Below are 24,652 nucleotides of genomic sequence, written 5' to 3' on the forward strand. Positions count from 1 at the left end.
GGAAGTTGCCTGGTTCGCTATATTATTCAAAACCAATCAAATAATCATCGTCATCCATCGCTTCGACATGGCCTAACAAATAGCCATTACCGACTTGTGAGAAGAAGTCGTGGTTACTTGTACCAGTAGAAATTCCATTCATGACAATTGGGTTTACGTCATCGGCGGTATCTGGGAATAATGGATCTTGTCCCAAGTTCATCAACGCCTTGTTGGCATTATAGCGCAAGAAAGTTTTGACTTCCTCTGTCCAACCGATTTCATCGTACAATTCTTCAGTGTAACGTTCTTCATTTTCGTAAAGTTCGTACAATAAATCATACATCCATTCTTTCAATGATTCTTGTTCTGCTTCAGGTAGCTCGTTGAATCCTCGTTGGAATTTGTAGCCAATGTAAGTTCCGTGAACAGATTCATCACGAATGATCAACTTAATGATCTCTGCTACGTTAGCTAATTTATTGTTTCCTAAATAGTATAGTGGTGTGTAAAAGCCTGAGTAGAATAAGAAAGTTTCCAAAAAGACACTGGCAATTTTCTTTTCTAATGGTGTACCGTTTTTGTAGATTTCGTTCACTCGTTCAGCTTTTTTTTGTAAATATACATTTGTATTGGTCCATTCGAAGATTTCATCAATTTCAGATTTTGTGTTTAAAGTACTGAAGATCGATGAATAACTTTTTGCGTGAACAGATTCCATGAATTGAATATTGTTTAAAACGGCTTCTTCATGTGGTGTGCGCACATCTTCTCTCAGTTGATCCATCCCAGTTTCTGATTGAACGGTATCAAGTAAAGTCAGACCACCAAAAACGTGGCCGACTAAGTTTTGTTCCATTTTTGATAATTTACGCCAATCATCTAAGTCATTTGATAAAGGAATCCGGGTATCTAACCAAAATTGCTCAGTTAATTTTTCCCAAGTTGATTTATCGATGACATCTTCAATTTCATTCCAATTTATTGCTTCATAATATGTTTCTGTCATGAGGTTCTCCTTTCTAAATGACGCAGCTTTCGCATTGATTTGAACCGATTTCTTCTGCGTCTTCAGTGAAGGTCCGAACGTAATAAATCGATTTGCAGCCTTTGTAGAAGGCATAGTTTCGTAAGATGTTTAAATCACGAGTAGATTGCTTAGTTTCTGTTTTCCATTCGTATAAACCGCGAGGAATTTCAGAACGCATGAATAAAGTTAAGCTCATTCCTTGATCAATATGTTGTTGCGCTGTGGCATAGACATCGATAACTTTACGCATATCCATATCGTAAGCAGACATATAATAAGGCAATGTTTCATTATTCAAATATGGTGCTGGGTAATAAATTTTACCAATTTTCTTTTCTTGACGTTCTTCAATTAAACGAGTGATAGGGTGTAAGCTAGCGCTAGTATCATTGATGTAAGAAATCGAACCATTTGGCGCTACAGCTAGACGATTTTGGTGATACAAACCATCTGTTTTAATAGCCTCTCTTAAAGCTGCCCAGTCTTCTGCAGTTGGAACAAAAATATCTTTGAAGATTTCTTTGACCTTATCAGTTTGTGGCATGAATTCACCAGTTACATATTTGTCAAAATAAGATCCATCAGCATATTTTGATTTTTCAAAATTATGGAAGCTTTGTTTCTTTTCTCTAGCAATTTGATTGCTTTCCACTAAAGTCCAATAATTTAACAGCATGAAATAAATATTAGTGAAATCGATTGATTCTTCAGATCCATAAACCATCAAGTTTTTAGCAAAGAAGCTGTGTAAGCCCATCGCACCTAAGCCAATCGTATGATTTAAATGATTACCGTTTTGAATAGAAGGAACCACATCAATATTTGAAGCATCTGTAACAAAAGTTAACGCTCGAACCATTGATTTAACAGATTTGCCAAAGTCAGGACTTTCCATTAAATTGACAATATTTGTTGAGCCTAAGTTACAAGAAATATCTGTACCTAATGTTTCATATTCTTGACGATCATTAATGGCAGATGGTGTTTGAACTTGTAAAATTTCTGAACATAGATTACTCATGACGATTTTTCCATCAACCGCATTTGCCCGATTAGCCGTATCGATATTGATAATATAAGGATAGCCAGATTCTTGTTGTAATTTAGAAATTTCGTTTTCCAAGTCACGAGCCCGAACACGTTTTTTACGAATGTTGGGATTAGCTACCATGTTGTCATATTCTTTTGTGATATCCACATAAGAGTAAGGGACACCGTATTCTTTTTCAACACCATAAGGGCTGAATAAATACATATCTTCATTTTTACGAGCCAATTCGTAAAACTTGTCAGGAACAGTGACACCTAGTGACAGAGTTTTAACCCGAATTTTTTCATCGGCATTTTCTTTTTTAGCCGATAAGAACATCTCAATGTCTGGATGGAAGACGTCTAGATAAACCACACCGGCTCCTTGACGTTGTCCTAATTGGTTTGAGTAAGAAAAGCTATCTTCGAATAATTTCATTACTGGAACGACACCACTAGCGGCTCCGTCATAACCTTTAATCGGCGCACCAGCTTCTCGAAGGTTAGACAAATTAATACCAACGCCGCCACCAATTCTTGATAATTGTAAAGCAGAGTTGATTGAGCGACCAATACTATTCATGTCATCCGTCATTTGGATTAAGAAACAAGAGACCAATTCTCCACGGCGTTTACGTCCTGCATTTAAAAATGAAGGAGTTGCAGGTTGATAGCGTTGATGAATCATTTCATCAGCTAAATCTAGTGCTAGATTTTCATCGCCGTCTGCAAAGTATAAGGCACTAAAAGCTACACGATCTTCATATGACTCTAGGTATTCGTCGCCATCGTTACTTTTTAAAGCGTACTGAGAATAAAATTTATAGGCGGCCATAAATGATTTAAAGACAAAATTCTGTTCATCTAAAAATGCATATAATTTTTCAATAAAAGCAAGAGAATATTTTTCGATAAATTCTTGTTCTAAATAATCTTCTGAAATTAGGAAATCAAGTTTTTCTTTAATAGAAGAAAACTTGTGGGTATTCGGTTCAACATTCTCTTTAAAGAATGCATCTAAAGCTTCTTTATCTTTATTTAATGGGATTTGTCCGTTAACAGGACGGTTGATTTCATTATTAAGTTTGAAGTAGGTCACATCGCCTAGATTTTTCAGACTCATTTCGTCACTTCTTTCCTATATATAGTAATAAATAAAACTGAGACAAAAATAGTCGCTTTTCATCTCAGTTCGTCATTCATTTAGATTTATTGATTAAGCTAAAGCTTTTAGTTGGTCAGGACGAAAGCCGATAATTGTGTCTGAACCATTAAAAGTAACAGGTACACTTTGGAAACCTTGTTCTTTTAAGAAGTCTAAAGCAGTTGGTTCGCTGTCTATATTAATTTCTTCAAAGCTAATATGATTGTCGTTTAAATAACGTTTTGTCATCTTACATTGCATACAATTGTTTTTTGAATATACTTTTACCATGGATGTTCCCCCTTTTTTTCTACACTTATCAGTATAAAAGATGTTGGGAAAAAGTCAATCGAAAAACACTATATATAGTGTTTCGTTTTTTGGGATACACAAGGCTTGGTGTTTTTGGAAAAATGATGAAAGCAGATGAATTCAATGGAAAAGCCCTTTCTTTATTTGAAAAACAAAAATTGAATGTTTTTTTTACGAACAAAAAAATTTTAAATAACCTTTCTAAACAAGTTTGAAATAATAAGTCAAATTTACTGCTCAAAAGATTAAGAAAAAGTTATGTTTCATATTGACATTGTTCACAAATCCAGTTAATCTAAGTGAGAAAGATTCTCATTATTAATTGAAAAAGTTAGGCGGAAAAATGATGACTACTTTAGCAGATGTTTCTTTGAATAAAGTTGTGGAAATTGATTCAGTCACATTAGATTCAGATATGAAGCGCCGGATGCAGGATCTCGGAATGGTAATTGGTTCGAAAATTGCCGTTGTGAGTCAGTCTGGGCATAATAGTATTGTCTTGTTACACAATTCTCGTGTGGCAATTGATAAGACTATTTTAAAAAGTATTAATGTGAAAGATATAACAGAAGAAAGAAATCATTGGTCTTCTTTAGATCAATTAAAAATAGGAGAACAAGGGGTTGTCGTAAATGTCCACGGCACCGGTGCAGTGAAACGCCGCTTAATGGATATGGGCTTAACCAAAGGAACGTTGATTAAAATTATTAAACTTGCCCCATTGGGAGATCCGATTGAAATTCGGATTCGCGGGTATGAATTGACTTTGAGAAAATCTGAAGCGGAAATGATTATTATTGCGAAGGAGGAAGCGTGATGGCAAACCTACATGTAGCATTAGCCGGAAATCCCAATAGTGGGAAAACTAGCGCCTTTAATGTATTAACTGGTAATAATCAATTCGTTGGAAACTGGCCGGGTGTCACCGTTGAAAGAAAAGGTGGCGTCTATAAAAAGAATACTGATGTTACGATTGATGATTTGCCGGGTATATACTCTCTTTCACCTTATACACCAGAAGAAGTTGTTGCTAGAGATTACTTATTGTCAGGTGAACCTGATGTCATTTTAAATATTGTCGATGGGACAAATTTAGAACGGAATCTTTATTTAACGACCCAATTAATTGAAACAGGGATTCCAACAGTCGTAGCTGTCAATATGATGGACATTTTGGAAAAAAGTGACAAGCAGATTAATTTAGAAAAATTATCTTATGCTTTAGGCGTACCGGTGATTGGCATATCAGCTTTGAAAAATCGAAATGTTGATAAAGCAGTCAAAGAAGCCATCGCAGCTGCAAAAAATAAAACAGAAATCAATTATCCCCAATATGATAAACGTCTTGAAGCTGCTTTAAATGAGATCGAAACCATTTTAGGTAGCACAGTTGAAGACAAATATGCTCGTTGGTACAGCGTGAAATTATTCGAACGGGATTCACGAGCAAGCCAAGCATTAGATTTGAGTACTATTCAGCAAAAAGAAATTGAAGAAACCATTAATATTACTGAAAAGATTATCGCAGATGATGCTGAATCCATCGTTATTAATGAAAGATATAATTTTATTTCGGACTTGAAAACCTTATGTGTTGTTGATGATGACCAGTTTAAATTATCATTATCAGATAAAATTGACCGGATTGTGACGAATCGCTTTTTAGCGTTACCGATTTTTGCTTTAGTTATGTGGTTAATCTATTACATTGCGATTCAAACTGTCGGAGCCATTGGAACTGACTGGGTAAATGATACTTTGTTTGGTGATATCGTACCGAACTTTATCGAAACAACCTTGCAATCTTGGCAAGTAGCTGGTTGGATGCAAGACTTGATTTTAAATGGGATTGTCGCCGGAATTGGCGCAGTACTTGGTTTTTTACCACAATTAATGGTTCTATTTTTTTGTTTGGCATTAATTGAAGATTGTGGCTACATGGCGCGGATTGCTTTTGTAATGGATCGTTTCTTTAGAAAGTTTGGTTTGTCAGGAAAATCATTTATTCCGATGTTAATTGCAACAGGTTGTGGTGTGCCAGGTGTCATGGCGAGTCGGACAATTGAAAATGAAAAAGATCGCAAAATGACTGTCATGCTAACGACATTTATGCCTTGCTCAGCTAAATTGCCAATCATTGCCTTAGTAGCGGGGGCATTTTTCCCAAATAGTTCTTGGGTAGCACCCTCAGCTTATTTTATTGGTATGTCAGCAATCGTTTTATCAGGGATTGCTTTGAAAAAAACACGTTTGTTTGCCGGTGATCCAGCACCTTTCATTATGGAATTGCCAGTTTATCATTTTCCAAGAATCGGTAATACGATTCGTTATACGTATGATCACAGTAAAGCATTTGTTAAAAAAGCAGGAACAATTATTTTTGTCGCTTGTATTTTAATTTGGTTTACTCAGACCCATAATTTTATGTTCCAAGCAGTACCAGAAGATCAAAGTATCTTAGCAGTTTTAGGAAACCTTGTAGCACCAATTTTTGCACCTCTTGGATTTGGTAATTGGAAAGCCGCAGTAGCAGCAATCACAGGACTAATTGCCAAAGAAAATGTCATCGGGACCTTTGGGATTTTATACAATCAACCATCAGTTTCCGAAAACGGCTCTCAGATTTGGGGAGCCTTGCGAGGTTCTTATACGCCAGTTGGGGCATATTCATTCCTAGTATTTAATTTATTGTGTGCACCATGTTTTGCTGCGATGGGGGCCATCCGTCGTGAAATGGCAAATGGTAAATGGTTTGCCGGTGCAATTGCATATCAATGTGGTTTGGCTTATGCAGTGAGTTTCGTTGTTTATCAATTTGGACACGTCTTTTTTGAAGGTGGTTCAATAGGAATTGGATTTATTTTAGCAGCCGTTGTTTTAGCGATTATGCTATACTTTATCTTGAAGAAACCAAATAAATCAAATCGACCAACCGTAACAATTCAACATTTAGATGAGGTGAAAGAATGGCAACTATAATTTTATCTGTTTTAATTTTTGGCGGTGCAGGAGTGATTGTCTATCGCAAAATTAAAAATGGCGCCTCTTGTGAAGACTGCGACTGTGGCTGTCCAGTAAAAGAAGAGCAAAGTAAATAAAAAATGTAAAATCCTCGGCAATCAGTCGAGGATTTTTTTGCATAAAAAAACTGTATCGCAATCGATACAGTTCATTTACAATTTAAAATTGGACCATCTTCTGTTCATAAGCACGAATCGCATCTTCATGCTGTAAAGTAATACTGATATCGTCTAAACCATTAACTAGTTTATCTTTCCAAGTGGCATCAAAAGCAAAGGAGTATTCAGCATTTGGTGTAGTAATTTTTTGTGCAGGTAAGTCAATCTCAATCTTTGTACCAGCAGGTAATTGACTGATGTCGTCACGAATTTCTTTTTCGATTCTAATAGGCAATAAGCCATTTTTCAAAGCATTCATATAAAAAATATCACTAAAACTACCGGCAATCACGGCTTTAAAACCATAATCCTGCAACGCCCAAGCGGCATGCTCACGGGAAGAACCTGAACCGAAATTCTCATCAGCAACTAAAATGGTCGCCTGTTTATTTTCTGGAAAGTTTAAAGGGAAATCAGGATTGTCACTCCCATCGGCTAAGTAACGCCATTCGTCAAATAAATGAATGCCAAAGCCTTTTTTATCGACTTGTTTTAAAAAGTTTTTGGGAATAATTTGATCGGTATCAATATTATCTTCTCTTAAAGAAACTACGCTACCGCTATATTGTGTGAAAGCTTCCATTTAAACAACCTCCTGTGAAATATTAATAAAATGACCATTGATTGCGGCTGCCGCTGCCATAGCTGGTGAACACAAATGGGTCCGAGCATCTTTTCCTTGTCGTCCCTTGAAATTACGATTAGACGTTGAAGCACAATGGACGCCAGCTGGCACACGATCAGGATTCATACCCAAGCACATTGAGCAACCAGGCTCGCGCCATTCAAAACCAGCTGCTTTAAAAACTTGATCCAAACCGATGGCTTCGGCCGCTTTTCGAACGGGACGTGAGCCCGGCACAACAATCGCAGTCACCTCATCAGCTACTTTTTTACCTTCAATTATTTTAGCGGCTTCTTTTAAATCAGAAAGTCGACCATTGGTGCAAGAACCAATAAAAACATATCCAATTGGAATATCAGCTGGCTTTTGACCAGGTTGCAAGTCCATATATTCATAAGCCTTAACAAATTCATCAGAGTCAGCAGCTGGAAACTGTTCATCATAAGCAACACCCATTTCAGGATTTGTGCCCCAAGTAACAAAAGGAGAGAGTTGGCTAACATCTAAAGTAAGAACGGTATCATATTGTGCATCTTCATCAGTAAAAAGCTCCTGCCAATTTTCACTGGCTGCTTGTATATCTTTAGGAGCATAAGTCCGGTCAGCAACGTAATCAAAAGTTGTTTGATCAGGTTTCATAATACCAATTTTAGCGCCGCCTTCAATCGCCATATTACAAATCGTCATGCGTTCTTCCATCGACAAGTTTTCAATTGTATCCCCGAAAAACTCTGCGCCGTAACCAACGCCAAAATTCGTACCATATTTTGCAATTAAAGCCAAAATAATATCTTTAGCGTAAACACCTTTAGGAAGCTCCCCAGTAATGTTAATACCCATATTTTTAGGCTTACTTTGCCAAATGGTTTGAGTGGCAAAAACATGCTCCACTTCACTTGTTCCAATCCCAAAAGCTAAAGCACCAAATGCCCCATGAGTTGCGGTATGAGAATCGCCACAGACGATGGTTTTTCCAGGCTGAGTCAAACCAGTTTCTGGTCCTACCATATGAACAATCCCTTGATTTTCAGTGCCATTATCACAAAGCTCAACACCAAATTCCTGACAATTGTCTCTTAAAGTATCAATTTGTTTTTTTGCGACTAAATCACTGAAATTAAAAATATCAACCGTCGGTGTATTATGATCCATCGTTGCAAAAGTTCTTTCAGGATGGCGCAGTGTGCGTCCAGCTTCGCGAATACCAGCAAAAGCTTGAGGTGAAGTAACCTCATGGATCAGATGCAAATCAATATATAAAAGTTGTGGCGAACCCGCCTCACCATAAACCACATGACGGTCCCAAAGCTTATCAAAAAGTGTTTTTCCCATAATTATCTTCCCTTCAAGTCAGTAATTACTGCATTTGTAAATTCGGTTGTCGTGGCACTGCCTTTTAAGTCTTTGGTGGCAATCCCTTTTTTTAATACATTGTCGCAAGCAGTTTCGATTTTTTCAGCTAACTGATTTTCGTTAAATGATTGACGAAGCATCATTGCTACCGATAAGATCATCGACAACGGGTTGGCAATATCTTGCCCAGCGATATCAGGTGCAGATCCGTGGATGGGCTCGTATAAAGAAGGGCCGTTTAAACTGTCGGAAGCACTGGCTAACACGCCTAAAGAGCCTGGCAAAACAGAAGCTTCATCACTTAAAATATCTCCAAATAAATTTTCAGTAACAACAACGTCAAAGTGGGTAGGTTGTTGGATGATTTTCATTGCTGCTGAATCAACATATTGATGCTCTAAAGTACAATCGGGAAATTCCTTCGCGATTTCTTCGGCTGTTTTACGCCATAGCTTACTAGTGGCTAAGACATTGGCTTTATCCACCGAGGTGACTAATTTTCTTCTTTGTTGTGCTAAACGAAAAGCTTGACGCAAGATATTTTCGATTTCAAATTTTTGATAAGTATTGGTATCTAATGCATTCTCAGCATTTAATTCTTGTGGTTTGCCAAAATAAATACCGCCAGTTAATTCTCGAACGATGACAAAATCAGTGCCGCGAATGATTTCTGATTTAATCGGTGAAAAATCGATTAAACTATCGGTTACTTTTATCGGTCGAATGTTAGCAAATAATTGTAGCTGTTTTCGTAAAGCCAACAATCCTTTTTCTGGTGTTTCATTTGCGTTATCCCATTTCGGACCACCAATTGCTCCTAATAATATGGCGTCAGCATTTTGACAAGCTTCAATTGTTTCTGCAGGTAGCGGAGAACCGCTGTGGTCAATAGCAGCGCCACCAAAAAATTGTTCTTCAATTTGATAATCTGGTTTGACGGTTGCTAAAATGGCTAGTCCACTTTTCATTATTTCTGGTCCAATGCCGTCTCCAGCTAATACGGTAATTTTTTTTGACATTTGAGCACTCCTTAAATATTTTTAGTAAAAACTTGATTGCTAGCAGCGACATAAGCTTTTGCCGAGGCTTGTAACACATCAAAATCAATGCCGACACCACGATAAGTTTGCTGATTTTTTTCATCTGTCAGCAAGACTCGCACTTCAGCTTGGGCATCTTCACCAGCAGTGATGGCTTGAATTTCATATTCAGTTAAGGAAACATCTTGGTCAAAAATCTCATCGATGGCATTGTAGATAGCTTGGATACTACCAGAGCCGATGGTTGAAGCCACTTTGGTTTGATCATTCGAATCGGTAATTGAGACAATAGCTCCTTGGAAACCGTTAGAGCTGTATTGCACTTGAACAGAAGATAATTTACATTGTTCGGTTTCTTCTCGATGTTGATCTGTTAGTAAAGCAATCAAATCATCATCAGTAATTTGTTTTTTCTTGTCGGCTAGAGACTTGAAGCGAGCAAATGCCGTTTTTAATTCATCATCAGATAGTTGATAACCAAGCTCTGCTAATTTTGCTACAAAGGCATGACGACCAGAAAGTTTTCCTAGAGGCAGAGAATTTTTATTTACCCCGACTAAAGATGGCGTGATGATTTCATACGTTTCAGGATTCTTTAAAACACCATCTTGGTGAATACCAGATTCATGAGCATAAGCATTTTCACCGATAATGGCCTTATTTTTTGGTACAGGAATACTTGATAGGCGAGCGACCAAATCACTTGTCCGTTTGGTTTCGGCTAATTCAATTTGGCTATTTGCTTGATAAAAGTCATTCCGAATATATAAAGCCAAGCCAACTTCTTCTAGAGCAGTATTTCCTGCTCGTTCACCAATACCGTTGACGGTACCTTCCACGCGATTCGCGCCATTTTCGATAGCTGCTAGAGCATTTGCTGTTGCCATACCCAAATCATCGTGACAATGAGAAGAAAAAATAATTTCCTGCTCACTTTGAATATTATCAATTAGAAATTTGAAAAGTGCGCCGTACTCTGTTGGATTAGAGTAACCGACAGTATCTGGTACGTTAATAATAGTTGCACCAGCATCAATGGCTGTTTGAACAGCTTTTAAAAGAAAACTTTTTTCAGTTCGGCTGGCATCTTCTGGTGAAAATTGAACCTTTTCAAATAAGTTGCGGGCATAACTGACATGCTCTTTGATTGATGCTAAAACTTCAGTTTCTGTCATTTTCAATTTATATTTCATATGCACGTCACTGGTAGCCAAAAAGATATGAATTTGTGGATGGACCGCATCTTGCAACGCTTCATATGCACGATCAATATCTTTTTTCTGACAGCGCGCCAGACCAGCCACAGTCATTTTTTTAACATTACGGGCAATATTTTGCACTGCTTCAAAATCGCCATCAGAAGCAATTGGGAAGCCTGCCTCAATTACATCAATACCCCATTTTTCTAATTGCTGGGCAATTTGAATTTTTTCTTTTGTGTTGAAATTTACACCAGGTGTTTGCTCACCATCTCTTAATGTTGTGTCAAAAAATTGAATTTTTCTCATAATAACCGCTCCTCTTTTTAAATTTGGGTATAAAAAAAGCATCCCAGTTAAGAAGAACCATTTTCTCCTTAGCTGCAATGCGAATAGGGACTCTTTTAGAAAACTAAAAAAAGAGTCCCTGTTATAATAATAAAGTTGTGTTATTTTGGTTATTTATCGTCATCATAATTTTTCACCTAAAATTGTCAGAATTTTTGTTTAATTGCTTGTTAAAAGAATAAACAAAGGAGCAACCAATGTCAACCTAAAATTTAAAAAAAGATGAGAAAAAGATGAAAATATTTTTTTACTTTGGGGGAAAAGCTTTCTTCAATAGATTTTTTTACAGATAGTTTGAGGCAAAAGAGCAAAGCTAATTTAAGGCTTTGCTCTTATTATATGTTTCGAAAACTGTCAGTTTGCTTCGGTGGATTTTATTGCACATGAGGAAATCCAATTAGCAATCTATTGAGGAGAGTTTAGAGATATATCAATAAATACCTCATTAGGTTGCTTTAAGCTTAATGTAAGAAATTTTGTATGTTTGGAAAAAAGTGTTTCAGTATAAAGAAAAAATCAGTATCTTCTAAGGCATTGAATTGACCAATTGTATCTTAGAAAAAAATTACCACAATCAAAGTGGAAAATTATGAATTTATTGAGTTTTGAAAACGATTTATAGTAAGAGTGTAAAAAGAAAAGAGGAGGAACTTAGATGGCAGAAACTGTACAGGTAAGTACTGAGCTGGAATCAATGGCGATTATCTTACATGCTGGCAATGCAAAAAGCAGTTCTTATGAAGCTTTAATGGCTGCTAAAAAAAGTGAGTTTGATTTGTTCGATGAAAAGTATACTGAGGCAAAGCAAGAAATAAGATTGGCACATAAAGCCCATGCTGAGCTATTGCGAAAATTATCATCATCGAATCAAATGAAAGAAGTTGATTTACTTTTAGTTCATGCTGAAGGTCATTTATCTTCAACAGATATTGCAGTAGACCTGATTGGTGAATTTGGTGAGTTGTATAAATGGAAGGAGACTATTGATGGATAAAAACTTTTTATGGGGAGGAGCAACAGCCTCTTATCAATGTGAAGGCGCTTGGGATGTAGATGAGAAAGCACCTTCAATGTGGGATGTTTACCTGCATGAAAATAATTTGGAAAATGGTGATGTAGCTAGTGATCATTATCATCATTATGAAGAAGATATTCGTATGATGGCCGAAGGAGGGCAAAATTCTTATCGCTTTTCACTGTCTTGGCCACGAATAATTAAAAATAAAAACGGTGATGTGAATCAAAAAGGCTTAGATTTTTATCATGGTATTTTGGATGCTTGTGAGAAGTATGGGATTGAACCATTTGTAACCTTATATCATTGGGATTTACCACAGTATTGGGAAGAAACTGGTGGTTGGTTAAATCACGAAGTATGTGGGGCTTTTGAACATTATGCAAAAGTTTGTTATGAAGCATTTGGTGATAAGATTCGTAACTGGACAACCTTTAATGAACCAAAATGGTTTGTGGTGAATGGTTATATGATTGGTAACTATCCTCCAGGCTTGCAAGATCCTCAGAAAACAATGATTGCCGCTTATAATGTGATGTATGCGAGTGCGTTAGGAGTTAGGGTTTTTAGAGCAGGAAATTATCCAGGACAGATTGGTATCGTTCATAGCTATACACCTGTAAATGGTGTTGATGATAGCATTGAAACTAAAATTGCCATGCGTTATGCCGACAATTACTGTAATAACTGGATTTTAGATACAGCTGCTTTAGGTGAATTTCCAATTGACTTGATTTCAGTTTTAGCAAAAGACTATGACATTAGTTTTATTAGCACGAAAGAACTTGAAATTATTAAAGAAAATACGGTCGATTTTATCGGTTTAAATTATTACTCTAGAACTCTGGTTAAACCTTATACCGGAGGAGAAACCCAACTATCTTTTAACCACACTGGGAAAAAAGGCGAGTCCAAAGTATTAATCAAAAACTGGTTCGAACAAGTGAAAGATCCAAATAATGAAACGACTGAATGGGATACTGAGATTTATCCTAAAGGTCTGGAAGACGGTTTAATTGAAGCTTACCAACGTTATCATTTACCAATTTATGTTACAGAAAACGGTGTTGGCGTTCGTGAAGATGTAACTGTCGATGAAGTGAAGGATGAATATCGTATTTCCTTTATGAACGATCATATCAATGCCATTATGAATGCTCAAGATGCTGGTTGTGATATTCGTGGATATTATGCTTGGTCATCGTTTGATTTGTATTCTTGGAAGAATGGTTGTGAAAAACGCTATGGCTTAGTTGCTGTCGATTTTGAAAATGGTCAGACAAGAGCACCAAAAGCTTCTTATCATTGGTTCAAAGATGTAATTGCAAGTCAAGGTGAACTCATAAAACGACGAAATTTCAATTAAAAGGAGCAGATTAAATATGAAGAATATAATGTTAGTTTGTAACGCTGGGATGTCTACAGGAATATTGGCTAAAAAAATTGAGGCCGCTTCAAATAATACGCTAAAAGTAAGTGCGTACAGTGAATCTGAATACAGTGATTATTTAGAGGGTATCGATTTAGTACTGATTGGTCCTCAAATCCGCTTTTTATTGCCACAAATTGAAGAACAGGTAACTGTTCCGGTACAGGCAATTTCTCCAATGAAATACGGCATAATGGACGGTAAAGGCGTTTATGAGGATATCAAAAAAATAGTAGGAGGATAAGGTTATGAATTTCAGTGTTATAAGCGAAAAAATGGACCGCTATATTTCACCTTTTGCAAATAAATTAAGTCAGCAAAGACATTTGAAAGCAACCCGTGATGCGTTTATGTCTATGTTGCCACTAACCTTATTTGGTTCAATTCCTCTGATTTTAGGGGCAGCACCCGTCACTGAAGATACAACCAACAGATTTATTTTAGCTTGGGCGAGCTTTGCTGAAAAAAATAGTTTGATATTAAACTGGGTAAGTAGTATTACTTTGAGTGCGATGTCACTGTATATTTGTATCGGGATTACTTATTATTTGTGCCGTCATTATAAAGAAGATATTTTACGGCCCATGATGTTTTCAATCGCTGGATTTCTTATGTTGGTATTGGACCCGCAAAGTTTAGGCTGGGATGGAAAAATTGTAGAAATTAGTTTTTTAGATGGTCGTGGCATATTACTTTCGATATTTGTAGCGATTTTAACGGTTGAAGGTTACCATTGGATGCGTGAGAAAAATATTGGTCGCATTAAAATGCCTGAGAGTGTTCCTGCTTCTTTATCAGAAACATTTGCCGCATTAGTGCCAGGGATTGTTTTACTGACAGTCTTTACGATTATTTTTATTATTTTCCATAGTTTAGATACAACTGCTGTGAAATTTTTATACGATGTAATGGCACCAAGCTTTAGAGCTGCCGATAGTTTGCCTTTTACTATTTTAATTATCTTTTTGGTACATTTATTCTGGTTTTTTGGTATTCACGATGCTGCTTTGGCAGGAATTTTAGGCCCAATTCGTGATGGTAATTTGTCAATAAACGCTGCTGAACAAATGGCAGGACAAGATTTATCACACATCTTCACTACACCGTTTTGGACTTATTTCGTGATTATTGGTGGTTCGGGTTCTGTTTTGGCTTTATCATTCTTAATGATGCGTTCCAAATCAAAGCAGCTGAGTACAGTCGGGAAAGTGGGCTTCTTGCCTTCAATCTTCGGAATTTCAGAACCAATTATTTTTGGTACACCACTTATGTTAAATCCGATTTTCTTCTTTCCATTTATCTTTACCTCAGTGTTTAACGGTATAGTAACGTATTTATGCATGTCATGGGGAATTGTTGGTAAAACATTTGCAGTCTTTTCTTGGCAAATGCCAGCACCGATTGGAGCATTTCTTTCGACCATGGACTGGAAATCGGTAGTTTTAATCTTTGCTTTAATCTTTATTAACGGATTAATGTATCTGCCGTTCTTGAAAGTATACGAAAAAGATTTAATGAAACTAGAAAGAGAAGCAGAACAGGAAGAATCATCAAAGGATGCTCAGATAATAGAAAATTCTGCTATTGAAAACTAAGAAAATAGGTGAATAAGGTTAGTTTACTCTAACCTTATTCGTGGTTTTGAAAGTTAACAAATAAATTTTCATTGTCTTGGACTGAAATGCTATAATTTGGAATAGACCAAAGATTCAGGAGGCAATTATGTGATAACAAAAAGACAAAATGAGTTGATCAAGGCTCTCAAAAATAGTCCAGTTTTAGTGACTGCAAGTAGTCTCTCTAGAAGCTTAGGGGTATCGTCTAAAACAATTAGAAACGATATTACAAAAATAAATACAGCCTTTCAATCACCAGTCATCGAATCTAAAGCGGGAGCGGGCTATTTTATTTGTGATCCACAAAATTTTTTAAAGGACGTAGATAGTACCCTCGAAACAGAAAATCTGCGTTTTGAACTATTAAATCGTATTTTAGAAAGAGAAGCTATTAATTTTTATGATTTGGCAGATGCATTTTTTATTAGTGAGTCGACGCTTAGTAGAATTATCCAAGAATTAAACCAAGTAATTGCGGAAAAAGATGAGTCGTTATGTATCGTTCGTCGACAGAATCAATTGCTAGTAGAAGGTGAAGAGGAACAAAAACGCGCCATTTTTAATCTATTTTTGAATCAAGAAATTAAAACTCATAAATTAAGTTTAGATAAATACAGTGACTATTTTGAACACTGCGATTTAACTGTTCTTTCTAATTTGGTGATTGATCATCACAATGAAATAGATTTTTATATGAATGATTTTTCGATGATTTCTTTCATCATTCATGTGGCGGTGTTAATTGAACGTGTAAGTCAAGGTAGTTATATTGAAACTTTACAGGTAAAAAAAATTGATAAAAAAAGCCAGCAACTGGCTCAGCAGTTTATTGTAAAGCTAGAAAACAGTTTAGGAATTATTATTCCAAAAAAAGAACTGTATTATGTAGCCAGACTTTATTCAGGTAAGTTTGTTATGATGGATGAACTGGCAGAAGAGGGGTTTCTTTCTTTAACAGATCGCATCATTCAAATAATTGATGAAAATTTTATGATTGATTTTTCTGCAGATGAGCGGATGAAAGATTACTTATCAACGCATCTGTCAGCCTTATATCGACGAGCGGTTAAAAAGCAATATCTAAGTAACCCTCTGACGGAAGAATTAAAGAACAAGTATCCATTTATTTATAATGTCAGTGTACTGGCAGCTGACGCCATTCAAAAGGAATTAAATATCACCTTTCCAGATGATGAAATTGCTTATATTGCTTTGCATTTTTTATCAGCCTCGGAAACCATGAGTCATGGCAAACTAAAGAGAATTTTACTAGTATCTCCTTATGGAGTCGCTAGCAGAAGACTAGTTCATAATAAGCTACGGAAGTTGAATTTTACAATTGATTTGATAGAAGCGACAACTGTTTTTGATGTTCAAAATTATTTAGATAACGAGCTCGACTTGATAATTACAACAGAAAATGTAACAGTATCTTCTAACATTCCTGTCTATTTTTACTCAGCAATTTTTGATGATTCAGATGTTTCAAGGGTAGAATCTATTTTAAAAGAACAAGATGAATCCAAAGAAATTATTCATCATTTTTTTAAAGAAGAACTATTCTTTGTTAATCAAAATTTTAAAAATCGAGAAGAAGTGATTACTTTTTTATGTCAACAATTAACCGATCAGGGTTATTGTGAACCTAATTACGTGGAAAAAGTGTTGGATCGAGAGCAACTTTCTTGTACTTCTTATGAAAATTATTATGCGATTCCCCATGCGATTCAGAGAACGGCGTTACAAAATGCTGTTGCTGTCTGTTGTTTAGAAAAACCTATCAAATGGGGTGGTAATCGGGTGCGCCTGGTTTTGCTTCTGGCAATGAAAAAAGAACGTGATCATGCCTTTGAAGAACTTTTTGGTTTTTTGGTCAAGATTTTAGATGAAGGAAGTTTTGTAAAAAAACTATCCAAACAAACTAATTTTTATGATTTTATAGAACTATGTAAATAAAATAAAAAAAGACACGTATTTTTATTGTTTCCCGTAAACCAAACAATAAAAAACGTGTCTTTTTTTTTGGAGGAAACAAATGGAAAAAACGAACAAATTTGAAACAAATCATTTACTATCATTAATTATTAAAATGTCAATACCCTCTATTTTTTCGATGCTTATTCAGTCTATGTATAACATAGTGGATTCAATATTTGTCGCAAAAATTGGTACGGAGGCGCTAACAGCAGTCTCAATTGCTTTTCCTATCCAAAATTTGATTTTAGCTTTAACGGTGGGATTTGGAACAGGTCTTAATGCCTTTTTATCACGAAAACTAGGTAGTAAAGATAATGAAGAGGCCAATCAAGCAGCTACCCAGGGGATTTTTACTTCACTTTTACACTATTTATTGGTGGTGGTATTAGGTTTAGTATTTGCCAAACCTTTTATGGCCTTATTTTCTGATGATGCTTTAACGCTATCTTTAGGATATGAATATATCAGTGTCATTTTCTTATTCAGTTTTGGCGTATTTATTCATATTACAATTGAAAAGGTTTATCAAGCATCTGGTAATATGATAGCTCCGATGATTTTCCAACTAGTTGGATCGCTGGTCAATATAATTTTAGATCCGATTTTAATATTTGGTTGGTTCGGTTTACCATCTATGGGAATTCGAGGGGCAGCCATTGCTACAGTAATTGGCCAGTTGTCTTCAATGTGTTTAGCCATTTTATTTTTTAAAAAAGGACATATGCCAATTAATTTTGTGTTTAAAAATTTTAAATGGAGCAAGTCCTTAACTCGAGAACTTTATTACAATAGTATTCCCTCATTCTTATTACTTTCAATCGGATCAATTATGGTTAGTGGAATCAATTTAATTTTAGCAACAACTTCTCAGGTAGGTGTACTCATTTTTGGTATTTACTACAAAGTTCAATCTTTTGTTTTCATGCCAATTAATGGTATCGTTCAAGGAACTTTACCAATCATGAGTTATAACTACGGAGCAAAAAATACGAGTCGCCTGCAGGAGAGTCTAAAATTATCAGTAATTCTTGCTGAAATTTTTAGTGTCATTGGAACAATTATTTTTCTGCTTTTCTCAAAGGAAATTATTTCTTTGTTTAGTACAGATCAAACTGTTTTGACAATAGGTGAACAGGCTTTGAAAATTATTGCTTTGAATTTTTGTTTTGCCAGTATCGGCTACGTCTTTACTTCATATTTTCAAGCTACAGGCAAACAATTTTCTTCAGTCTGCTTAATTTTAATCCGACAACTTATTTTATTATTACCAATGGCATTTATACTGAGTCATTTTTTTGGAATAGCAGGAATTTGGTGGGCTTTTGTATTAACAGAAGCTGTCTGTGTTGGACTTTCTTTTTGGCTATATCGAAGAAAGAGGTAATGGAAGTTAGAAGGATGTTTTATATATAGATTTTTGAATTGATAAGTAAAAGAAAGCCTACTCAAATTTAAGGTGAAAATTTTTATATGCAAAAAGGTACAGCAAATGCTATAGATGGAAAGCGAATCAACTGTGTTTGAAGGTAAAAAGGGGTTAATAGTGATTCTATAAAGAGAAAACGATGCATTCAGTATTATTAAATAAATGCGTCTTTTTTTAGTTTCGACATTAAGAAATATCAAGCAAAATGTTACTTTATCTAATATTCTATTTTTTCGCAAAAAAAATACCACCGCGCACATCCTTTTCGAAATCTCCTAAGAGACCAAGGTTGTACCGGTGGCGTGGGTTTGGCACCCATGGGCCGTGAGGGGCTCGAACCCGCGACCCGCTGATTAAGAGTCAGCTGCTCTACCAACTGAGCTAACGGCCCGTGTTAGCACGTTCATATGTTAGCACTAGGAATCTAAAAATGCAAGAGTAAACTGAATGCCCTAGTAACTGTGAGTTTTTTCAACTAAATTGTTTCATCGAGTGATTTTTGATAGTATGAAACTTGAGAGGAGCTATCGAAATTGCAGAAAATAAATTTAGAAAACTGGGGAAATCAGATTCAAGAGATTCATTTACCAAGATGGCAAGAATTACCAGAATTTGAATTGTATATGGATCAAGTGATTAATCTGGTGGATCGTTATCTATCTTCTATGATGACCTCTGAAAAAGCCCATTTACTATCGAGTGCCATGGTGAATAATTATGTCAAACATAAATTAATTCCTGCGCCAGTGAAAAAGCGATACAGTCGTGAACATTTAGCATATTTGATGATGATTACAATTTTGAAGCAAGTTTTATCAATTCCAGACATTAAAGCATTAATTGATATGCAGCTGGAAGTAGCGCAAGCCGATGAAGTTTATAATCATTTTTGTGAGGCACAAGAGTCTGCTTTGAAAGAAGTTACTCAGGTCATCAATCGAGATAAAATCACAAATGAAAATTATAAATTTGATTTTCGTCAAATTGCATTATATAGTAGTACTCAATCTTTTGCCCAAAAAATGTTGGCTGAGAAGATTATTTTCGATAACAAAGGTGAAGATTCTGTGAATTCTGACGGCAAAGCTTAAATAAAGTAATAAATAATCCGTTTAAGCCAAAGCTAGATTTTATGAAAAGATGAAACCGTTATGAAAATAATGTATAATGGTAGGCATGAAGACGATTTTGAAAACAAATAATGAGGTGACAATTTTGAAAAAAATACTAGTCGTTGATGATGAAAAGCCGATTTCTGATATCGTCAAGTTTAATTTAACAAAAGAAGGCTATGAAGTATATACAGCCTATGATGGTGAAGAAGCAATAGAAAAAGTCGAAGAAGTTGTACCCGATTTAATTTTATTAGATTTAATGTTACCTAAAAAAGATGGCTTAGAAGTAGCACGAGAAGTCCGCAAAACCCACGATATGCCAATTATTATGGTGACCGCTAAAGATTCTGAAATTGATAAAGTTTTAGGATTGGAACTAGGGGCTGATGATTATGTGACTAAGCCTTTTTCTAATCGCGAGCTAGTTGCACGGGTAAAAGCTAATTTACGTCGTGGTGGACAAGCACCTAAAGAAGATGAAAGTACGACCCAAAGCGATTTAACAATCGGGGATTTAACGATTCATCCAGATGCTTATGTGGTTACGAAACATGGCGAAACGATTGAACTAACCCATCGTGAATTTGAATTATTGCATTATTTAGCAAAACACATCGGACAAGTGATGACTCGGGAACATTTATTGCAAACCGTTTGGGGTTATGATTACTTTGGTGATGTCCGGACTGTCGATGTAACAGTTCGTCGTTTACGAGAAAAAATTGAAGATAGTCCCAGCCATCCGACTTATTTAGTTACCCGTCGTGGCGTCGGCTATTATTTACGTAATACTGAGGATTAATGAATGAAAAATAAAGTTCGTTTTTACCGGTCAGTCAATTTTAAAATTGCTTTTTCGTTTATTTTAATTTTACTGATTTCGATTGAAATTATCGGCGCGTATTTTATTCGTGGGTTGGAAAAATCAACCATCAATACTTTTACACGAGATATGAATTCGCGGGTAGCTAATTTAGCGACGACTTTAGGAACCACCATGTCTGAAAACAATGAGAGCGAGGCAGAAACAGTCCAGCGTCTTCTGGAGAACAATAGTCCTTCAGATATTAAACAAATGTGGGTTGTGGATGACAAAGGAATTGTGTTGGCTACAGGGGATGTCACGGATCGTGATTCCATTGTAGGTAAGAAGAATGAATATAGTGATGTGGATGATTTTACCGTCAAACAATACATTGCTTTAGATGATAATGGACAGAGAGTCTATATCAATGTCCAACCGATTCAGTCCCCGAGCGGTGATTCTGCCGTTATCGGGGCTCTTTATGTTCAGAGTGACATTGAGCAAAAATATGGAGACATCGCTAATACTGCGTTGATTTTCTTTACTGCTTCAATGATTGCTGGTGTGATTTCGATGGTTATTGCTTTATTAGTTGCTCGCTCAATTACCAAACCAATAGAAGAAATGCGTAAGCAAGCAATGAAAATTGCTCAAGGGGATTATTCTGACAAAGTTGAAATTAGAGGTCATGATGAATTAAGTCAATTGGCGGAAACCTTTAATAAATTGTCAGATCGAATTGAGGATGCCCAAGATACGATGGAAGCAGAACGAAATCGTTTAGATTCTGTGCTTACCCACATGACTGATGGCGTTATTGCCACAGATCGCCGTGGGAAAGTAATTACCATTAACGAAACTGCTCTGTCTTTATTAGATGTGACTAGTGAAGAAGCGATTGGTCAATCCATCTTACCGTTATTGGATTTAGAAGAAAGATACACCTTGCGTAAGTTATTAGAAACGCAAGAAGAAATCCTGATTGATCGTGATAATGAATCAGGCGGTGAAGTTGAAACGCAAATTTTGCGAGCGGACTTTGCGATGATTCGACGAGATTCTGGCTTTATCAGTGGACTGGTTGTCGTGGTTCATGATGTTACTGAACAAGAAAAAACAGCAGAAGAACGACGTCAGTTTGTTTCGAATGTTTCCCATGAATTAAGAACACCATTGACTTCAGTTCGCAGTTATATTGAAGCTTTGGATGAAGGGGCTTGGCGTGATGAGGAAATTGCGCCGCAGTTTATTTCCGTGACTCTAGGTGAGACAGATCGGATGATTCGAATGATTAATGATCTGTTGAATTTATCGCGAATGGATTCTGGTGCACAAAAGTTAGAACTGGAATTTGTGAATTTTAATGAGCTAGTTGATTATGTATTGGATCGCTTTGACATGATGGTGACGAGTCAAGAGAAAAAATATGTGATTGAACGAGATTTCACTGAACGGGAATTATGGGTGGAAGTTGATACTGACAAAATCATGCAAGTGATTGATAACATTATGAATAATGCGATTAAATATTCACCAGATGGTGGGAAAATCACAGCTCATTTAATGGAAACTCATAATAACGTAGTATTAAGTATTACTGATGAAGGCCTGGGTATTCCGAAAAAAGACTTGGATAAAGTCTTTGAGCGTTTCTACCGAGTAGATAAAGCACGGGCAAGACAACAAGGCGGAACAGGTTTGGGCTTAGCGATTTCCAAAGAAGTAATGAAGGCCCATAAAGGTCAAATCTGGGTGGAGAGCGTAGAAGGAAAAGGCTCAACCTTCTCCATTTCGTTACCGTATGAACCTTATGAGGGGGAATGGTGGGATTGAGAATATCAGAAAAAATTTTACGAGGCATCTTGATTGTCTTGATTCTTTTAAGTATCGTCTTCTCCTATAATATTTGGCTAGCACCAACAAATCGCACACCAAATGTAAACTCAAATACGCAAACAATTAATAATTTAGAACAAAACTATGCCAAAGCAACCGATTCCTATTTACCGATTCGAGGAATTTGGGATCTGGATGGACAAAAATTTCAGACAAATAGTGAAAACTTATTAGCCACGGCTCAAGCACGTTTAACCGAGGCAGATTATGGTGAATTATCGATTGTTGCTCAAGGTGAAGCTGAAATGCAAAACTATTACCAAGTCAATCGAGGGATGGAATTAAACTATGAAGGTCAGTTTTCTTTGGCAGAATATTTGAAAGTTTTTGATATACCGATAAATATCGATAATTTTGATCAACCTAATCGGATTCGTTTTAATAAAATCCAGATTGATTATGAAAATAATCATATCCGATTTCTTAATTATGCAAGACAGACGGTTTATCAAGGAGATATCACCTTTAGCACGAATACATTGCAAGATATTTACGAAAACAATCAGAGTCGTTTTATTCCAATGACAGAAGAAAATCAAATTATTCCACGGTTATTGCAAACCGAGGGTAACATTCGGTTGAAAAGGTACAATTATATATTGACTACCCAATCTTATTCACTTTTTAGAAATGCCTTTTTCCGGGAACCAGTTGGAGCCAAGGGGCAGGAAAATGAACAAGGTGTTCAATCTTTTGTTAGTGGTCAGGAAGAATTAATCTTAAATGATGATCAGCGTACTGTTGATTTTTCAGGAGAATTACCTAAAGATGTACAATCGGATAGTATTTATGCCCAAACCTTTGGCTATGTTAGTCGCTTGGGTACGGGCGTTGGGAATCTGCGTTACTTTGATCGTGAAGGCGGACAGATAACTTATCGGACATTTGTCGAAGGTTATCCGATTTTTAGTGAGTCTGACAAAGGAAAAATGGTCGTAACGATTGGAGATGCCCAAAATGATGAAGCAAAATCAGTCGCGATTCAAATGAGTATGGATACTGTTCAGGTGCCTATTCCATCAGATGAGGAAATTGAGTTATCCAGTTCATTGGAAATGGAAAATCAATTGGTGTACGCGGGTCTGGATATCGACAAGGTCGAAAGTTACATCATTGGTTATACTTGGAGTGATGTAGATGGTGCGAATCGACTGGTATCATTAACACCTGAGTGGTATGTAAAATATGATGGTAATTGGTTTGCAGCAAGTCAACTGATGGCTTCGGTTACGGAGGTGTCTAATGGATTTTAGAAAAATAGAGTGGTTATTCATTCTTGTTTTCATTAGTTTAAATATCTTTCTGTTTAATATTTATCAAAGTAGTCAAGATGATCAACAAGCTGTTACGACAACTTATAATCAAAAAGAAGGCATCACTTCACGTTTAAAAAATGACAATATTACCTTTAAAGGAAAAATTTCTACTAAAAAACCTGAAGGATATTATTTAAGTGCTGAACAAGTCAATGTGATGAATGTCTTAAGTGAAAATAATATTCAAGATATCATGAGTACTTCATCAATATCTGATAATGTTCTGACTAACTATTTAGGGCAACCACGACGCTTTAATATGAATAGAATAAAGAGTAGTTTTAATCGCGCGATGAAAGATGATAGCTTCATTTATGAAGGGACAAGTTATCAATACATTTCTCATATCTCTAAAGAAGAGAAAGACGATGTGAAAATAGTTGGCGCTCAGAACTATGAGGGCATCCCTTTTATTGATGAAACTTCGCGGGTAACTTTAGATATCGATACTAGTGGTACGAATGCTGAAGTGACGCAATATACCCAAACGTTATTACGCCAGATTGAACCATTAAGGGAAAAAATGACCCTTTATTCAGAAGAGGAAATCTTAAATACCTTATACATTAATAACAATATTCCTGCGAATTCAACGATTCAAGATATCTATTTAGGTTATTTTCGAACGATTGAAGTGGGGGAAAAGAATGTATATGTTCCTGTCTGGTTTGTAAAAATACAAACTTCTGATGATGTGAGTCAGATTGAGCGAGTGAATGCCATGAGTAACCAAGTTATTTCCAATAATTTGGTGCCAAAGGTAGAAAATCCGTAAAAAGGGTTGTATACTTAAAGACAGTTTTTAAAGAAGGGACCACT

21 protein-coding genes and 1 tRNA gene are annotated in these 24,652 nt (G+C 36.1%); 14 read left to right on the top strand and 8 right to left on the bottom strand.

The genetic code is table 11. From position 1 onward, the window contains the following. Window positions 1–22: 22 nt before the first annotated feature. The 3 genes from nrdF to nrdH all read right to left on the bottom strand — a co-directional run bounded on the left by nrdF (window position 23) and on the right by nrdH (window position 3,473). Window positions 23–988 carry a class 1b ribonucleoside-diphosphate reductase subunit beta gene (nrdF, locus tag ACVWNY_RS03390; protein WP_218324432.1) on the bottom strand — a complete coding sequence of 322 codons (966 nt, stop codon included), beginning with the start codon at window positions 986–988 and terminating at the stop codon, window positions 23–25. Window positions 989–1,001: 13 nt separating this feature from the next. Next, window positions 1,002–3,161, bottom strand: a complete 2,160-nt coding sequence (nrdE, locus tag ACVWNY_RS03395) for a class 1b ribonucleoside-diphosphate reductase subunit alpha (RefSeq protein ID WP_218324433.1) — start codon at window positions 3,159–3,161, stop codon at window positions 1,002–1,004. Between the two features lie 93 nt (window positions 3,162–3,254). Beyond that, a complete protein-coding gene (gene nrdH, locus ACVWNY_RS03400; RefSeq protein ID WP_218324434.1) occupies window positions 3,255–3,473 on the bottom strand; it encodes a glutaredoxin-like protein NrdH in 219 nt (72 codons plus the stop codon). A gap of 367 nt (window positions 3,474–3,840) precedes the next feature. Here nrdH and ACVWNY_RS03405 point away from each other — a divergent pair, with 367 nt between their 5' ends. Genes ACVWNY_RS03405 through ACVWNY_RS03415 form a run of 3 tightly spaced genes read left to right on the top strand, consistent with a single transcriptional unit; the run spans window position 3,841 to window position 6,592 of the window. Further along, entirely contained in the window at window positions 3,841–4,311 is a 471-nt protein-coding gene (locus tag ACVWNY_RS03405; protein WP_218324435.1) for a FeoA family protein, read from the top strand. Continuing rightward, window positions 4,311–6,473: a ferrous iron transport protein B gene (gene feoB / locus ACVWNY_RS03410; protein ID WP_218324436.1), complete on the top strand. Its 2,163-nt coding sequence runs from the start codon at window positions 4,311–4,313 to the stop codon at window positions 6,471–6,473. Before ACVWNY_RS03405 ends, feoB begins: the two co-directional genes overlap by 1 nt. Then, window positions 6,461–6,592 carry a FeoB-associated Cys-rich membrane protein gene (locus tag ACVWNY_RS03415; protein ID WP_218324437.1) on the top strand — a complete coding sequence of 44 codons (132 nt, stop codon included), beginning with the start codon at window positions 6,461–6,463 and terminating at the stop codon, window positions 6,590–6,592. Before feoB ends, ACVWNY_RS03415 begins: the two co-directional genes overlap by 13 nt. Window positions 6,593–6,674: 82 nt before the next feature. On the opposite strand, the gene leuD is transcribed toward ACVWNY_RS03415, so the two are convergent. The 4 genes from leuD to ACVWNY_RS03435 are packed head-to-tail and all read right to left on the bottom strand — an operon-like array spanning window position 6,675 to window position 11,199. Beyond that, a complete protein-coding gene (leuD, locus tag ACVWNY_RS03420; protein WP_218324438.1) occupies window positions 6,675–7,256 on the bottom strand; it encodes a 3-isopropylmalate dehydratase small subunit in 582 nt (193 codons plus the stop codon). After that, entirely contained in the window at window positions 7,257–8,630 is a 1,374-nt protein-coding gene (leuC, locus tag ACVWNY_RS03425; RefSeq protein ID WP_218324439.1) for a 3-isopropylmalate dehydratase large subunit, read from the bottom strand. 2 nt (window positions 8,631–8,632) lie between these two features. Further along, entirely contained in the window at window positions 8,633–9,670 is a 1,038-nt protein-coding gene (gene leuB / locus ACVWNY_RS03430; protein WP_218324440.1) for a 3-isopropylmalate dehydrogenase, read from the bottom strand. A gap of 11 nt (window positions 9,671–9,681) precedes the next feature. Beyond that, a complete protein-coding gene (locus ACVWNY_RS03435) occupies window positions 9,682–11,199 on the bottom strand; it encodes a 2-isopropylmalate synthase (protein WP_454071667.1) in 1,518 nt (505 codons plus the stop codon). 694 nt (window positions 11,200–11,893) lie between these two features. On the opposite strand from ACVWNY_RS03435, the gene ACVWNY_RS03440 reads away from it, so the two are divergent. From ACVWNY_RS03440 to ACVWNY_RS03465, 6 genes are all read left to right on the top strand, one after another. Further along, complete coding sequence (locus tag ACVWNY_RS03440) at window positions 11,894–12,232, top strand: PTS sugar transporter subunit IIA (RefSeq protein ID WP_218324442.1); 339 nt, start codon at window positions 11,894–11,896, stop codon at window positions 12,230–12,232. Beyond that, a complete protein-coding gene (locus ACVWNY_RS03445) occupies window positions 12,225–13,619 on the top strand; it encodes a glycoside hydrolase family 1 protein (RefSeq protein ID WP_218324443.1) in 1,395 nt (464 codons plus the stop codon). Before ACVWNY_RS03440 ends, ACVWNY_RS03445 begins: the two co-directional genes overlap by 8 nt. A 16-nt stretch (window positions 13,620–13,635) precedes the next feature. Beyond that, window positions 13,636–13,926 (top strand): PTS sugar transporter subunit IIB, encoded by a 291-nt coding sequence (locus ACVWNY_RS03450; RefSeq protein WP_218324444.1) that lies wholly within the window; start codon window positions 13,636–13,638, stop codon window positions 13,924–13,926. A gap of 4 nt (window positions 13,927–13,930) precedes the next feature. Continuing rightward, window positions 13,931–15,277, top strand: a complete 1,347-nt coding sequence (locus tag ACVWNY_RS03455) for a PTS sugar transporter subunit IIC (protein ID WP_454071668.1) — start codon at window positions 13,931–13,933, stop codon at window positions 15,275–15,277. A 129-nt stretch (window positions 15,278–15,406) separates the two neighbouring features. Beyond that, window positions 15,407–17,254, top strand: coding sequence for a BglG family transcription antiterminator (locus ACVWNY_RS03460; protein ID WP_218324446.1), 1,848 nt, complete (start codon window positions 15,407–15,409; stop codon window positions 17,252–17,254). Between the two features lie 79 nt (window positions 17,255–17,333). Continuing rightward, on the top strand, window positions 17,334–18,659 hold the full coding sequence (locus ACVWNY_RS03465) for an MATE family efflux transporter (RefSeq protein ID WP_454071669.1): 1,326 nt from the start codon (window positions 17,334–17,336) through the stop codon (window positions 18,657–18,659). A gap of 360 nt (window positions 18,660–19,019) precedes the next feature. Here ACVWNY_RS03465 and ACVWNY_RS03470 read toward each other — a convergent pair. Then, window positions 19,020–19,092 (bottom strand) — tRNA-Lys (locus ACVWNY_RS03470). 142 nt (window positions 19,093–19,234) lie between these two features. On the opposite strand from ACVWNY_RS03470, the gene ACVWNY_RS03475 reads away from it, so the two are divergent. The 5 genes from ACVWNY_RS03475 (at window position 19,235) to ACVWNY_RS03495 (ending at window position 24,608) form a co-directional block, all read left to right on the top strand. Beyond that, on the top strand, window positions 19,235–19,792 hold the full coding sequence (locus tag ACVWNY_RS03475; protein WP_218324448.1) for a DUF1836 domain-containing protein: 558 nt from the start codon (window positions 19,235–19,237) through the stop codon (window positions 19,790–19,792). 124 nt (window positions 19,793–19,916) lie between these two features. Further along, on the top strand, window positions 19,917–20,618 hold the full coding sequence (gene yycF, locus ACVWNY_RS03480; RefSeq protein ID WP_218324449.1) for a response regulator YycF: 702 nt from the start codon (window positions 19,917–19,919) through the stop codon (window positions 20,616–20,618). A gap of 3 nt (window positions 20,619–20,621) precedes the next feature. Then, window positions 20,622–22,454, top strand: coding sequence for a cell wall metabolism sensor histidine kinase WalK (gene walK / locus ACVWNY_RS03485; RefSeq protein ID WP_218324450.1), 1,833 nt, complete (start codon window positions 20,622–20,624; stop codon window positions 22,452–22,454). Next, window positions 22,451–23,770, top strand: coding sequence for a YycH family regulatory protein (locus ACVWNY_RS03490; RefSeq protein WP_454071670.1), 1,320 nt, complete (start codon window positions 22,451–22,453; stop codon window positions 23,768–23,770). Before walK ends, ACVWNY_RS03490 begins: the two co-directional genes overlap by 4 nt. Continuing rightward, window positions 23,760–24,608 carry a two-component system regulatory protein YycI gene (locus tag ACVWNY_RS03495; RefSeq protein ID WP_438718707.1) on the top strand — a complete coding sequence of 283 codons (849 nt, stop codon included), beginning with the start codon at window positions 23,760–23,762 and terminating at the stop codon, window positions 24,606–24,608. The genes ACVWNY_RS03490 and ACVWNY_RS03495 overlap by 11 nt, the downstream gene beginning before the upstream one ends. Window positions 24,609–24,652: the final 44 nt, after the last annotated feature.

This window comes from Enterococcus sp. JNUCC 77, assembly GCF_054819945.1.